The sequence below is a fragment of the Serratia sp. CY74737 genome, from assembly GCF_052166775.1.
Classification (GTDB): Bacteria; Pseudomonadota; Gammaproteobacteria; order Enterobacterales; family Enterobacteriaceae; genus Serratia; species Serratia ureilytica.
The window spans coordinates 1-14126 of sequence record NZ_JBJNOF010000008.1; the positions used below are offsets into that span (position 1 = coordinate 1).

The 14126-nt window shown below is 59.4% G+C and carries 13 protein-coding genes; 10 read left to right on the forward strand and 3 right to left on the reverse strand.

The features are described from left to right. The coding region (locus ACJ8PE_RS12840) for a transketolase-like TK C-terminal-containing protein (protein ID WP_275430070.1) at positions 1-1164 on the forward strand (1164 nt) is incomplete at its 5' end. 749 nt (positions 1165-1913) lie between these two features. On the opposite strand, the gene nudK is transcribed toward ACJ8PE_RS12840, so the two are convergent. Then, complete coding sequence (gene nudK / locus ACJ8PE_RS12845) at positions 1914-2489, reverse strand: GDP-mannose pyrophosphatase NudK (protein ID WP_033643990.1); 576 nt, start codon at positions 2487-2489, stop codon at positions 1914-1916. Positions 2490-2876: 387 nt separating this feature from the next. Here nudK and narQ point away from each other — a divergent pair, with 387 nt between their 5' ends. Together narQ and ACJ8PE_RS12855 are read left to right on the forward strand one after the other, a co-directional pair. Continuing rightward, positions 2877-4553: a nitrate/nitrite two-component system sensor histidine kinase NarQ gene (gene narQ / locus ACJ8PE_RS12850; protein WP_149542739.1), complete on the forward strand. Its 1677-nt coding sequence runs from the start codon at positions 2877-2879 to the stop codon at positions 4551-4553. Positions 4554-4714: 161 nt separating this feature from the next. After that, a complete protein-coding gene (locus ACJ8PE_RS12855) occupies positions 4715-5347 on the forward strand; it encodes a response regulator (RefSeq protein ID WP_033643992.1) in 633 nt (210 codons plus the stop codon). A 31-nt stretch (positions 5348-5378) separates the two neighbouring features. Here the strand turns inward: ACJ8PE_RS12855 and ACJ8PE_RS12860 are convergent, their stop codons facing one another. Next, on the reverse strand, positions 5379-5657 hold the full coding sequence (locus ACJ8PE_RS12860; protein ID WP_004941750.1) for a winged helix-turn-helix domain-containing protein: 279 nt from the start codon (positions 5655-5657) through the stop codon (positions 5379-5381). 292 nt (positions 5658-5949) lie between these two features. Between ACJ8PE_RS12860 and acrD the strand changes: the two genes are divergently transcribed. After that, a complete protein-coding gene (gene acrD, locus ACJ8PE_RS12865) occupies positions 5950-9084 on the forward strand; it encodes a multidrug efflux RND transporter permease AcrD (protein WP_042785168.1) in 3135 nt (1044 codons plus the stop codon). Between the two features lie 124 nt (positions 9085-9208). Here acrD and ypfM read toward each other — a convergent pair whose 3' ends face one another. Next, a complete protein-coding gene (gene ypfM / locus ACJ8PE_RS12870) occupies positions 9209-9268 on the reverse strand; it encodes a protein YpfM (RefSeq protein ID WP_100396732.1) in 60 nt (19 codons plus the stop codon). A 216-nt stretch (positions 9269-9484) separates the two neighbouring features. Between ypfM and ACJ8PE_RS12875 the strand changes: the two genes are divergently transcribed. From ACJ8PE_RS12875 to ACJ8PE_RS12900, 6 genes are all read left to right on the forward strand, one after another. Further along, complete coding sequence (locus ACJ8PE_RS12875) at positions 9485-9964, forward strand: tetratricopeptide repeat protein (RefSeq protein WP_164120431.1); 480 nt, start codon at positions 9485-9487, stop codon at positions 9962-9964. Positions 9965-9973: 9 nt separating this feature from the next. Beyond that, positions 9974-10405: a GNAT family N-acetyltransferase gene (locus ACJ8PE_RS12880; protein WP_197760206.1), complete on the forward strand. Its 432-nt coding sequence runs from the start codon at positions 9974-9976 to the stop codon at positions 10403-10405. 729 nt (positions 10406-11134) lie between these two features. Then, the gene (locus tag ACJ8PE_RS12885; RefSeq protein ID WP_123061883.1) at positions 11135-11686 is read left to right on the forward strand and encodes a LuxR C-terminal-related transcriptional regulator; all 552 of its coding nucleotides are present in this window, start codon (positions 11135-11137) and stop codon (positions 11684-11686) included. Between the two features lie 256 nt (positions 11687-11942). Next, on the forward strand, positions 11943-12329 hold the full coding sequence (locus ACJ8PE_RS12890; protein ID WP_197793424.1) for an ArsC family reductase: 387 nt from the start codon (positions 11943-11945) through the stop codon (positions 12327-12329). Next, on the forward strand, positions 12326-13453 hold the full coding sequence (gene dapE, locus ACJ8PE_RS12895; RefSeq protein ID WP_033651525.1) for a succinyl-diaminopimelate desuccinylase: 1128 nt from the start codon (positions 12326-12328) through the stop codon (positions 13451-13453). The genes ACJ8PE_RS12890 and dapE overlap by 4 nt, the downstream gene beginning before the upstream one ends. Further along, the gene (locus tag ACJ8PE_RS12900) at positions 13450-14124 is read left to right on the forward strand and encodes a M15 family metallopeptidase (RefSeq protein WP_042785171.1); all 675 of its coding nucleotides are present in this window, start codon (positions 13450-13452) and stop codon (positions 14122-14124) included. Before dapE ends, ACJ8PE_RS12900 begins: the two co-directional genes overlap by 4 nt. The last annotated feature ends 2 nt before the right edge of the window (positions 14125-14126 follow it).

Here is a 14126-nt window from a genome sequence, read left to right on the forward strand (position 1 = left end):
GGCTGGAAATACGCCGCCTTTGAAATCCCGCAGGACATCTACGCCCAGTGGGACGCCAAGGAAGCCGGTCAGGCCAAAGAAGCGGCCTGGAACGACAAGTTCGCCGCCTACGCCAGGGCCTTCCCGGAACTGGCCGCCGAGTTCAAGCGCCGCATGAACGGCGAGCTGCCGGCGGACTGGAAAGCGGACGCCAAGGCGTTCGTGGAAAAACTGCAGGCCAACCCGGCCAACATCGCCAGCCGCAAGGCGTCGCAGAACGCGCTGGAAGCGTTCGGCAAGGTGCTGCCGGAGTTCCTGGGCGGCTCCGCCGACCTGGCGCCGAGCAACCTGACCATGTGGTCCGGTTCGAAAGCGCTGAACGTTGACCCGGCGGGCAACTACATTCATTACGGCGTGCGCGAGTTCGGCATGACCGCCATCACCAACGGCATCGCGCTGCACGGCGGGTTCCTGCCGTACTCGGCGACCTTCCTGATGTTCGTGGAATACGCCCGCAACGCGGTGCGCATGGCGGCGCTGATGAAGCTGCGCAACGTGTTCGTCTACACCCACGACTCCATCGGTCTGGGCGAAGACGGCCCGACCCACCAGCCGGTGGAGCAGCTGGCGAGCCTGCGCGTGACCCCGAACATGAGCACCTGGCGTCCGTGTGACCAGGTGGAATCGGCGGTGGCGTGGCAGTACGGCATCGAGCGCAACGACGGCCCGACCACGCTGGTGTTCTCGCGCCAGAACCTGACCCAGCAGCCGCGCACTGCAGAGCAGCTGGCGAACGTGTACCGCGGCGGCTACGTGCTGAAAGACTGTGCGGGCACGCCGGACGTTATCCTGATTGCCACCGGCTCCGAAGTGGGTATCACGGTGGAGGCGGCGGACAAACTGACCGCGGCGGGCCGCAAGGTGCGCGTGGTGTCGATGCCGTCGACCGATGCGTTCGACAAGCAGGATGCGGCGTACCGCGAGTCGGTGCTGCCGGCGGCGGTGACGGCGCGCGTGGCGGTGGAAGCGGGTATCGCGGACTACTGGTACAAGTACGTGGGGCTGAACGGCGCCATCGTGGGCATGACCACCTTCGGTGAGTCGGCGCCGGCGGAGCAGCTGTTCGCCGAGTTCGGCTTCACCGTGGACAACGTGGTGGCCAAGGCGCAGGCGCTGCTGAAGTAAGCCGCCGGGCGCAAGCCGATAAAAAGGGGCACTGGCGCCTAATGCTGGTCAGTTAGCGTTTTTGTGCAGGCGTTCGTGAAATTTTCGGTCGATAAAAGTGAGATGCCCCATGTGGCTCCCACACCTCGACCGAGCCAGGGGCCGAAGGCGCGGCCCCTGGCAACCCGCGCCTTTGCCCTGTCAGACGGTTGGCTTTGCCAACTTCCCTCCCTCCGCCATACCGCATTGAGGCCGGTTGCGACAGGCGTCCCTGCCTGTCTCACCTGAAACCGCCGTCCATGGCGGTTTCGCCTAATGCGCTATACCTGCGTTCGGCGTCTTCGAGGGCGCCCAACACCGTGCTCATCTCCAACTTCTCTACCACAACCTTATAAGCGAAAGATTTCCCGGTAGCTGCCAGCTCAGGTGTTGACCTTGTGCGCGCATCACCGGCTGCCGAGCAAGACGGCGTTGTCAGGGGCAACCGGCCAGGGAAGGCCGGTTGAGGCGAGACTAACAGGGACGTTTGTCGCAGCCGACCCGCCCGACAACGCAGACGCGGCGAGGGTATCCGCATAGCGGACAGACGGTGTTAAGCAAAGGCGCGGGTGGAGGGGCCGCGCCATCGGCCCCTCCAATTGCCGTTCATATTGGCCACAGAGAAATGCGGGACATTTACGGCAATTCCCCTGCACAGAACGCCCAGAGGCTGGATAAAAAATGCCACTCAGGCTTAACTGAGCCGCCTTGGTCATCATGACCGGCTTTTTTTATTCCATCACCCGATGAATCTGCAAATACTGCAGTAGCATGATGGTTTTGCCGTCTTTAATCCGGCCATCGGCGATCATCGCCACCGCGTCGCGAAACGGCAGTTCGATCACCTCAATATCTTCATCTTCAATGCCGCCGCCGGCCGCGCGCCGCTCATCGTCATGGTATTCGGCGATAAAGAAGTGCACGATCTCGGTCACGCCGCCCGGCGACATGTAGGCTTCGAAGATTTTCTTCACCTCGCTGACCTGAAAACCGGTCTCCTCCACCGCTTCGCGGCGCGCGCACTGCTCCGGAGAGTCGGCGTCCAGCAAGCCGGCGCAGGCCTCGAGCAGCATGCCGCTCTCGTTGCCGTTGACGTAGGTCGGCATGCGGAACTGGTTGGTCAGCACCACCGTGCCCTTGGCGCGGTTATACAGCAAAATGGTGGCGCCGTTGCCGCGATCGTAGACCTCGCGCACCTGTTGCACCGAACCGCCGTTTTTGCGTTTCAGATCGAACGTGTACTTGTGCAGCACATACCAGTTGTCCGACAGCAGCTCTTTCTTCACATTCTCAATTTTCGACGACATAACCCTTTTCCCTTGCGTGACAACGTGAAGATCATACCGCGATTAGGCCGCGCCGCGGCAGACGATTTGCAACAAAAATCACACCGCGCCCCGCCGGACAAGCCGGGACTTAACATTGCTTAAAATAATGAAAAATAAGTCGCGCTCAGGCGCATGAGATTGCATAAAACCCAGTGCGATTCGCCCCCCAAAGACAAATCGTCAGAGGAAACCGGCCCGCCGCTGAAAATCGACGGGCGTTTCGCTATTCATTTGATTACACAACCACAATTGTTCCCGTTTTGTTGACAACTTGATACAAATCGCGGTGCATTTTAGTTGCAAAAGTTATAGTTTTGCTTTCGAATGAAACTGGCGACGCGCCCTACCTGAGAGAAGGATCCTTGATTGCTTGTTAAACGTTCCGTGACCGGCAGCCTGGCCAAAGCGCTGTTCGGCATCGTGATACTGTCGGTGCTCGCCACCGGGTTGGCGTTGACCACCGTCGCCGGCAGCCAGAGCGATGCCGAAGCGATCAATATCGCCGGTTCGCTGCGCATGCAAAGCTACCGGCTGGCCTTCGATCTCGACCAGCAGAGCCCAGAACTGGAGCTGCACCTGCAGCAATACCGGCAGTCATTGCAGGCGCCGGCGCTGCAAAAACTGGCGCGCTTCTACGTACCGGCCGAGGTGCGCAACCATTATCTGGCGCTGCAACAGGCGTGGCAAACGATGGAGCGGCAGATCCGCAACGGGCAGGCGATCGCCTATCGGGCGGAGGTCGCCAGCCATGTCAATCGCGTTGACCATTTCGTGTCTGCCCTGCAGCGCTATTCCGAACTGAAACTGACCCTGGTGGCCGCCGTCAGCGTGCTGGGTTACGCCGCCATCATCGGTCTGGTGCTGTTTTGCATTCGTTTCATGCGCCGCCAGGTGGTCACCCCGCTGCAGCATCTGGTCGACGCCAGCCAGCGCGTGCAACAAGGGGATTTTCGCCACCCGCAGTTGGACGTGACGTTGCCGAACGAGCTCGGCGTGCTGTCGCAAACCTTCAGCGCCATGTCGGACGAACTGGCCCGGCTCTATCAGTCGCTGGAGCTGAAGGTACAGGAAAAAACCCAACGTCTGCAGCAGGCCAATGAAACGCTTGAGGTGCTGTATCGCTGCTCGCAGGCACTGAGCGTGCGCCAGCTCGATCAGCAGGCGTTCGAAAATGTGCTGCGCATCGTGCGCCAAAGCGAACGGCTGCGCTGCATCCAACTGCACGTAGCGGACGGCCAAGGCCAGTGGCGGCTGAGCGAAGGGGAAGCGGCGCCGACGCAGGCCTGGAACGCGCTGCCGATCACCCAGGGCGACAAGCCGCTGGGCGAGTTGCGCTGGCAGCCCGAGGCGCACCCGCCGCATCCTCACCTGATGCAAAGCCTGGCCAATATGTTGGGCCGCGGCGTTTACTTCAACCGGGCACAAAAGCAGCACCAATATCTGCTGTTGATGGAAGAGCGTGCGACCATCGCCCGCGAGCTGCACGATTCGCTGGCGCAGACGCTGTCGTTCCTGCGCATCCAGCTGACGCTGCTGCGGCGCAGCGCCGCCGATCCGGCGGCGCAGACCATTATCGACGATTTCGATCGCACGCTGGCCGATGCCTATCGCCAGTTGAGAGAGCTGCTGGCCACCTTCCGCCTCAACATTCAGGAGGCGGATCTGAACGCCGCGCTGGAGCAGCTGTTGCAGCCATTAAAAGCGCTAACCCCCGCGCGGATTCAGTTACACTGTCGGCTGTCTTCGCAGGCGCTCAACGCCCAGCAGCAGGTGCACGCGCTGCAGATCGTGCGCGAGGCGGTGCTCAATGCCGTCAAGCACGCCGGGGCGAACGAGATTACGGTGTGTTGCGAGGTCAACGCCGCAGGCGACAACGTTTTCAGCATTACCGACGACGGTTGCGGCATCGCCAGTCTGGAGGAACCGGAAGGGCATTATGGTTTGACCATCATGAGCGAACGCGCGGCGCGATTGGGAGGAACGCTGCACATTCAGCGCAGAAGCGGCGGCGGCACGGCGGTTTGCCTGACATTCTCGCCCTGACCTTGCGGCTGTTCATTCTGCGTTACGGTTGCCGCCGGGCGGAAGGCCGTCCGGGGAGGTTTACGGCGCTGATTGCCGCTATTTTTGAAGAGACAGTCCCACTGTGAAGCACGCCGCAGGGCGCGTTTGAGTGGCTTTACTTGCTACAGGGAGCATATTTCATGGTGATGAAGCAATACCGAGTCATGATCGTTGACGATCATCCGTTGATGCGGCGCGGCATCAAACAACTGCTGGGACTGGATGCGCGATTTAGCGTGGTGGCGGAGGCCGGCAACGGCAGCGAGGCGGTTGCGCTGGCGCTGCAGCACGCCCCGGACGTGATCTTGTTGGATCTGAACATGAAGGGCATGTCCGGGCTGGACACGCTGCGGGCCCTGCGCGACGAAGGCGTGGACGCGCGCATCATCGTGCTGACGGTCTCCGACGCGCGCAGCGATCTGTATGCGCTGATCGACGCCGGCGCCGACGGCTACCTGCTGAAAGACAGCGAGCCGGAACTGCTGCTGGAGCACATCGGCGCCGCCGCCGAGGGGCAGAACGTGATCAGCGACGCCATGGCCGACTATTTGCTGGCGCGCAGCGAGCAGCGCGATCCCTTTGCCGCCTTGACCGAACGTGAGCTGGATGTCTTGCAAGAGGTGGCGCGCGGCCTGTCCAACAAACAGGTAGCGGCGCAGCTGCATATCTCTGAAGAAACCGTGAAGGTGCACATCCGCAACATACTGCGCAAATTGGACGTGCGTTCTCGCGTGGCGGCGACGGTGATGTACCTGGAGCATAAAAGCCAATGAACGTCAGCCCCGGCCGCTGCGCCGGGGCAGCTTACTCGATGGCGCTGAGCAGCGCCTGATGGTGCTGGTGCACCCAGCTCTTGTTGAACGGCCCCCAGCTTTCCAGCTGATAAAAACCGTCGTTGTTGCGCACGCCCTGCTGCACGAACTGCAGCTCGACGCCCATGCCGGGCAGCGCCTTCAGCACATCCTGCAACGTGCGGCGCGGCCAACCGGTCAGCGCCATCAACCGCGGCACATTGGGCCGCTCACTGTGGCTGATCAGCCAGCACAAATAAAGCCGACGGGCAAATACCGGGTTAATTCCCATGCCAAGCTCCTGCTGTAAGGTGAGTCCTGTTTATTTCCGGTTCCGTGCGCGCGAAAAAGGCGCGCAAGGCCTTCGACAGTCATAAAAATGTCTTAATCGCGTCTCGTTGTCGGCAAACAAGCGCCAACGCCGTTTTACGCTACCGTTATTTACACTATCTCCTTTTTTTCTCCACGCTTTCCTCGGCTTTCCCGAGTACAGTGCAATAGCGCCGGGATCCCTCCCTGCCGCTGAAATGCATAATTCTGATGCGTTTTAAAGATAGAACAAGTCATAACGAGGTTCGCGCTGCATGGCCAATTTTTTTATTGATCGCCCGATTTTCGCCTGGGTGCTGGCAATAATTCTTTGCCTGACCGGAGCGTTGGCGATTTTTTCTTTACCGGTAGAACAATACCCGAATTTGGCGCCGCCGAACGTGCGCATCAGCGCAACTTATCCAGGCGCTTCGGCGCAAACGCTGGAAAACACCGTCACGCAGATCATTGAACAGAATATGACCGGCCTCGACAACATGATGTATATGTCGTCGCAGAGCACCAATACCGGCCAGGCGACCGTCACGCTGACGTTCGAAGCCGGCACCGACCCCAACGAAGCGATGCAGCAGGTGCAAAACCAGCTGCAGGCGGCGATCAAACGTCTGCCGCAGGCGGTGCAGAATCAGGGGGTCACGGTCTCGAAATCCGGCGATACCACGCTGATGATGGTGGCGTTCGTCTCCACCGACAACAGCATGGACAAGCAGGACATCGCCGATTACATCGTCTCCAACCTGCAGGATCCGCTCAGCCGCATCAACGGCGTCGGCAGCATGGACGTCTACGGCTCGCAGTACGCCATGCGCATCTGGCTCGATCCCAACAAGCTCAACAGCTATCAGCTCACGACCCAGGACGTGGTCAAAGCCATTCAGTCGCAGAACGCCCAGGTGGCGGTCGGCCAGTTGGGCGGCACGCCGTCGGTCGATAAACAGGCGCTGAACGCCACCATCAACGCCCAGTCGCAGCTCCAGACGCCGGAGCAGTTCCGCCAGATCACCCTGCGGGTCAATCAGGACGGTTCGCTGGTGACGCTGGGCAACGTCGCCACCGTTGAGTTGGGCGGCGAGAACTACAACTACCTCAGCCGCTACAACGGCATGCAGGCTGCCGGCATGAACATCAAGCTGGCTTCCGGCGCCAACGAACTGCAGACCGACCAGTTGGTGAAGGACAAAATCGCCGAGCTGTCGCAATACTTCCCGCACGGACTGGAAGCCAAAGTGGCCTATGAAACCACCCCGTTCGTCAAAGCCTCGATCAAGGACGTGGTGAAAACGCTGCTGGAAGCCATCCTGCTGGTGTTCCTGGTCATGTACCTGTTCCTGCAGAACTTCCGCGCTACCCTGATCCCCACCATCGCCGTGCCGGTGGTGCTGATGGGCACTTTCGCCATCCTCTCCGCCTGCGGCTTCAGCATCAACACCCTCACCATGTTCGCCATGGTGCTGGCGATCGGCCTGCTGGTGGACGACGCTATCGTGGTAGTGGAGAACGTCGAGCGCGTGATGAGCGAGGAAGGCTTGCCGCCGCGAGAGGCCACGCGCAAATCCATGGGGCAGATCCAGAGCGCGCTGGTCGGCATCGCTCTTGTGCTGTCGGCGGTGTTCGTGCCGATGGCGTTCTTCGGCGGCACCACCGGCGCCATCTATCGCCAGTTCTCCATCACCATCGTCTCCGCCATGGTGCTGTCGGTGCTGGTGGCGATGATCCTGACCCCGGCCCTGTGCGCGACGCTGCTTAAACCGATCGCCAAGGGGCATCATCACGGCAAGCGCGGCTTCTTCGGCTGGTTCAACCGCATGTTCAACCGCAATGCCGATCGCTATGAGCGCGGCGTGGGGCGCATTCTGCACGCCAGCGGCCGCTATATGGTGATTTATCTGCTGCTGCTCGGCGGCATGGCACTGCTGTTCATCAAGCTGCCGACCTCGTTCCTGCCGCAGGAAGACCGCGGCATCTTCACCGTACAGGTGCAGCTGCCGGCGGGATCGACCCTGCAGCAAACGTCCAAAGTGGTGGAGAAGGTCGAGCAGTACTTCCTCACCGAAGAGAAACAGGACGTGTTGTCGGTGTTCGCCATCATCGGCTCCGGGCCGGGGGGCAACGGCCAAAACGTGGCGCGCCTGTTTGTCCGGCTGAAAGACTGGGACCTGCGCGCCTCGGGCGCCAACAGCTCATTCGACATCATCGATCGCGCGACTCAGGCATTCAGCAAGATTAACGAAGCCCGGGTGATCGCCAGCAGTCCGCCGGCGATCACCGGCCTCGGCAACTCCTCCGGCTTCGATATGGAGTTGGAAGACCACGCCGGCCTCGGCCACGCCAAGCTGATGGCGGCGCGCGATCAATTGCTGCAGCTCGCCGGGCAAAATCCGCTGCTGTCGCGCGTGCGCCACAACGGCCTGGACGACAGCCCGCAGTTGCAAATCGATATCGATCAACGCAAGGCTCAGGCGCTGGGCGTGTCGATCGACGACATCAACAGCACGCTCTCTACCGCCTGGGGCTCGACCTACGTCAATGACTTCGTCGATCGCGGCCGGGTGAAAAAAGTCTACGTGCAGGCTGCGGCGCCGTTCCGCATGCTGCCGGATGACATCAACAAATGGTATGTGCGCAACAGCACGGGCGGCATGGTGCCGTTCTCGGCCTTCGCCAGCTCGCACTGGGAGTATGGTTCGCCACGGCTGGAACGCTATAACGGCAGCTCGGCGCTGGAGATCGTCGGCGAAGCGGCCAACGGCGTCAGCACCGGCACCGCCATGGCGGAAATGGAGAAACTGGTCAGCCAGCTGCCGAACGGCTTCGGTCTGGAATGGACAGCGATGTCCTATCAGGAACGGCTGTCCGGCTCGCAGGCGCCGGCGCTGTACGCCATCTCGCTGCTGGTGGTGTTCCTGTGTCTGGCGGCGTTGTACGAGAGCTGGTCAATTCCGTTCTCGGTGATGCTGGTGGTGCCGCTGGGGGTGATCGGCGCGGTCGCCGCCACCTGGTTGCGCGGCCTGGAGAACGACGTTTATTTCCAGGTCGGCCTGCTGACCATCATTGGGCTGTCGGCGAAAAACGCCATTCTGATCGTCGAGTTCGCCAATGAGCTGAACCAGAAAGGGCAGGATCTGATGTCGGCGACGCTCGACGCGTCGCGCATGCGCCTGCGGCCGATCCTGATGACCTCGCTGGCGTTCATCTTCGGCGTACTGCCGATGGCCACCAGCAGCGGCGCCGGTTCCGGCAGCCAGCATGCGGTCGGCACCGGGGTGATGGGCGGTATGATCTCCGCCACCCTGCTGGCGATCTTCTTCGTGCCGCTGTTCTTCGTGCTGGTTCGCCGCCGCTTCCCCGGTAAAGCGCATCCTGCCGCCACACCGCCCGCCGAAGAGTGATCGGCGACGCATAAAAAAAGCAGCGTCGGATGACCGATGCTGCTTTTTCGAACGAATATCTCGTTCCCACGGTGTTTCAGTGATTTTCCAATGACTCAACCTTGCCATCGGCTTCATCGCTGTGTCAGTTGCCCAACATCTCATCAATGAAGTCTTTCCAGTTTCCTAATTCACGATCAACCATAATACTTTACAACCTCAATTATTTGACGAAGCGGATTCTACGCCTGTTTTTTGACCATGTGAAGGGGAACGGGAACGATGCCGGGCCCGGAAACCGGGGTTAGCGCACATTTTCGTATTTATCTGATCAATGTTCAGTGCGGCTATTCCCTTGTGATATCAATTTCTCCACGATAGCGTGTAAAAGGTATAACAATACGCCAATGGAGCGCCGATCATGTCCACCTCTTTGTCTGTCTCACAGTTGAAAGCGCAAGGTCATTATCAGGAAGCCACTGCGCTGGCGTTGCGGCAACTGGCGGCAGAGCCGGAAGCGGCGATGCTGCATTTTCAGCTGGCCTGCCTGTACGACGTTCAGGGTTTGGAGCGACAGGCGATTCCCTGCTACCTCGCGGCGTTGGATCGCGATTTGCCGCCCGCCCAGCGCCGTGAAACCTGGCTGGGCCTCGGCAGCACTTACCGCGCCCTCGGGAAATACCCGGCTTCGCTGCGCGCTTTCGACGATGGCCTGGCTGAGTTCCCGCAGGCCAACGAGCTGATGCTGTTTCGCGCCATGACGCTGTACAACCTGGGTGAAGGTAAACGGGCCGTGGCCGATCTGTTGTTGTTGCTGGCGGAAACCTCGTCAGACCCCGACATCCGCGGCTATCAGCGCGCCATTCGGCACTATGCCGCCGATCTCAATCATATTGATTAGAAGACAACGATGGAAATCATCACCGATATGAACCGCCGCGCCATCGACTGGCGGCGGCTGTGTGAATTGCTGCAGGCCGCAGGGCTGGGCGAACGCGATCCGCATACGCTGCAACGCGTTTATCGACACAGCCAGTTTTGCTATTGGGGGTTTATCGGCGATGAGCTGATCGCCACCGCGCATGCCATCAGCGATTTGACTTCGGTCGCTTACCTGGCCGACGTGGCGATCGATCCACGCTTTCAGGGGCAGGGATTGGGGCGCCGGTTGATGGACCGGGTAATGCAAGATCTGGCGCCGCTCGGCAAGATTTTCATCTATTCGGTGCCGGAAAAACTGGCTTTCTATAAAAAGTACGGTTTTCACGATTTGACCACCGGCATGGTGTTCGCAGAAGGGGATGCTCTGCAGCGTTTGCAACAGGGGGGCTACGTGCGTTAATCGCGCATTACAACATTCGGCTGATAAAAATAGGGCGGCAAATGCCCCGCAGAATTGCTGCCGCTGTCACGATCTTTCACCGCGGCCGACGATTGTCGTAGCCGATATATTCATCGTTAACGCGATCCAATCCGTCCACAAGACAAGACGCTATTTCCGACGTGATCTTATCGGAAATTTCGATCCGGCATTCTTTCATGCCGTTCCCCCGTATAAATCCTCCCCACTTGCACAACGCTCGCAGCTTAAAACATCGCATTTTTTTGATTAAGATTTATCTTTGCCATTAATTTGGCGCGGGCCATGAGATTGTCCCAGCACACTCTTTGAACTGAGCCAAAAATAAGCGACGCCCCTCACTAAAAAGCAAGAAATATCTTAATTATTAATTCATTAGCATCCCCTCCCTCACAAAAACGATCGATATTAACGATCGAATATTTTATTTTGATAGCCACTTTCTATGTTAATTCCTTTTAATAACCGGAGTATTAATAGAGGATTTCTATTCTATCCCTCTTTTTTCACTGGGCAACTCGATTAAAAACCAAATTTACTCTTTATAAATCATGCTAGTATATGGGGCTTTCCTGATTGTCCACCGCAGGATAGCGTTCTTTCCCTGCGGCGCCCAATAAGTTCAACATGAAATTATTTAGATTGTTTCTTTTTTTATGTTTTAAGATATCAATCCTCACCGGGAAATAGAAATTAAGGGATTATAATAAAATGAAAATTGATATTTTCAGCGCGTGTGCCTATACCGCTATCGGCATCCGGCAGCTCATCAATCAAACCTGGGCGGAGAAACGCGCGCCGGCCGGCTTTAGCCGCAAAAGGGTCTGCTTTATCGATGTCACCATCGCCAATTTTGAAGCGCGCTACCGCGATGAATATGCCAACCCCAATACCTACAAAATAGTCATTATCACCGACTGCCTGCATGACATGGTGATTGTCGACAATAAGACCATTATATTATCAAATCTTATATCATTGAGCCGCTTCAGCCACCTGATCGGCGACTTATATAAGCGCTACAGCCACTATACCGAGCCGCCGCAACTCTCTCAGCGCGAATCGCATTTTCTCTCGGAATGGTCGACGGGAAAATCGCTGGCCGACATCAGCAATGCCATGAATATCAGAAATAAAACCGCCAATCATTACAAGTCGCGAATAATGAAAAAACTCGGCGCCAGCCGGATAAAACCGCTCTTGCATATTACCCGCGTACGGTGTTTGACCGATCGTTTAAACATAAGGATCAATAAAGAGTAGCTCTCTCTCCGCCTGCTCTGCATTGGCGGCAGAACGCTTTCGCCGGCGCCTTTTCACCAGCACGGTCGGCGAAGGCAGCCGTTCAACCACGTTGCCGACCTCTTATCCCTGGCGCGCAATCGCACCTCGCACGCATCGTTGTCTGGATCTCGCCGCCGCTTTACTGGCATTATCTCTGCTATCGCCGGGCGGCGAGCGGGCCAAAGATCGCCCACGCCGCTCAGTATCGACTCGACGAGACAGGTAGCTTTACGCCATGGCAAACAAACCGCAACAGACAACGCTGACGATGTACGGCATCAAAAACTGCGACACCATCAAAAAAGCCCGCCGCTGGCTGGAAGATCAGGGCGTGGCCTATCATTTTCACGACTATCGCGCCGACGGCCTGGACGAGCAGCGGCTGCGCGGTTTCGTCGCGCAACTGGGGTGGGAGCCGCTGCTCAATACCCGCGGCACCACCTGGCGCAAGCTGGATGAAGCGCAGCGCAACGCCTGCGATAACGCCGACGCCGCCATCGCGCTGATGCTGGCGCAGCCGGCGATCATCAAACGCCCATTGCTGAACGCCGGCAACGGGCGTGCCCTGCTCGGTTTCAACGCCGACGCTTACCAGCAATTTATCGCCGAGGTCGCCGTATGACTTGCCCGGTTATCGAACTGGCTCAGCAGCTGATCAAACGCCCTTCCCTCAGCCCAAATGATGAAGGCTGCCAGCAGCTGATGATCGATCGCCTGCAGGCGATCGGTTTCACCGTCGAAGCAATGGACTTCGAAGACACCCAAAACTTCTGGGCCTGGCGCGGCGAAGGGCAAACCCTGGCGTTTGCCGGGCACACCGACGTGGTGCCGACCGGCGATGAAAAGCGCTGGGACAACCCGCCGTTTGAACCGGCGATCCGCGACGGCATGCTATACGGCCGCGGCGCGGCGGACATGAAAGGGTCATTGGCCGCGATGGTGGTGGCGGCGGAACGCTTTGTCGCCGCCAACCCGAATCACCGGGGCCGCCTCGCTTTTCTGATCACTTCGGATGAAGAGGCCAGCGCCACTCACGGCACGGTTAAAGTGGTTGAAGCGCTGATGGCGCGCAACGAACGGCTGGATTACTGCCTGGTCGGCGAGCCGTCCAGCACCGAGCGCGTCGGCGACGTGGTGAAAAATGGCCGTCGCGGCTCGATCACCGCCAACCTGCATATCCACGGCGTACAAGGGCACGTCGCCTATCCGCATCTGGCGGACAATCCGGTGCACCGCGCCATGCCGGCGCTGAATGAACTGGTGGCGATCGAATGGGATCGCGGCAACGAGTTCTTCCCGCCGACCAGCATGCAGATCGCCAACGTGCAGGCCGGCACCGGCAGCAATAACGTGATCCCAGGCGATTTCTACGTGCAGTTCAACTTCCGTTTCAGCACCGAACTGACCGACGCGATGATCAAGCAGCGCGTGGAAGAGCTGCTGGAACGCCATCAGCTGAATTACAGCATCGAGTGGCGTCTGTCCGGCCAGCCGTTCCTCACCTCGCGCGGCGCGCTGGTGGATGCGGTGGTCAACGCCGTCGAGCACTATTCTGAATTGACGCCGCAGCTGTTGACCACCGGCGGCACCTCCGACGGCCGCTTCATCGCGCAGATGGGTGCGCAGGTGGTGGAGCTGGGGCCGGTCAACGCCACCATCCACAAGGTCAACGAATGCGTCAACGCCGCGGATCTGCAGCTGCTGAGCCGCATGTATCAACGCATCATGGAGCAATTGATCGCATGATCAACGCAGAAATGCTCACCGGCCGCTCGACCGAGCACCTGGCGCCGCTGAGCGGCAACCATCGGCTGCAGCCGGATGCCGTCAACGCGTTCCTGGCGATGCAGCAGGCGGCGCGTGCGGCGGGATTCGATCTCCAGCCCGCCAGCACCTTCCGCGATTTTGACCGGCAGTTGGCCATCTGGAATGGCAAATTCTGCGGCCAGCGGCCAGTATTAGATAAGGACAGTCAACCGATCGACGTCGCGCCGCTGTCCGCCGCCGAGCGCTGTGAGGCGATCCTGCGCTGGTCGGCTCTGCCGGGCGCCAGCCGCCACCACTGGGGCAGCGATCTGGACGTGTACGATCCGTCGCTGTTGCCGGAAGGGCAAAAGCTGCAGCTGGAACCGTGGGAATATGAGGAAGGCGGCTACTTTGCGCCCCTTAACCAGTGGCTGACGGCGCATATGGCCGAATTCGGTTTCTACCGCCCCTTCACCGAAGACTGCGGCGGCGTGGCGGTGGAGCCGTGGCATCTGAGCTACCGGCCGCTGGCGCAAGAAGCCGAACACTTGCTGACGCCGGCGCTGTTGCTGGCGGCCTGGCAAGACAAGGAGGTCGCCGGTGCCGAATGGCTCGAACGCCATCTGCCATCGATTTTTTCGCGTTTTATACGCAGTAAAGGAAAGGAGTAGCT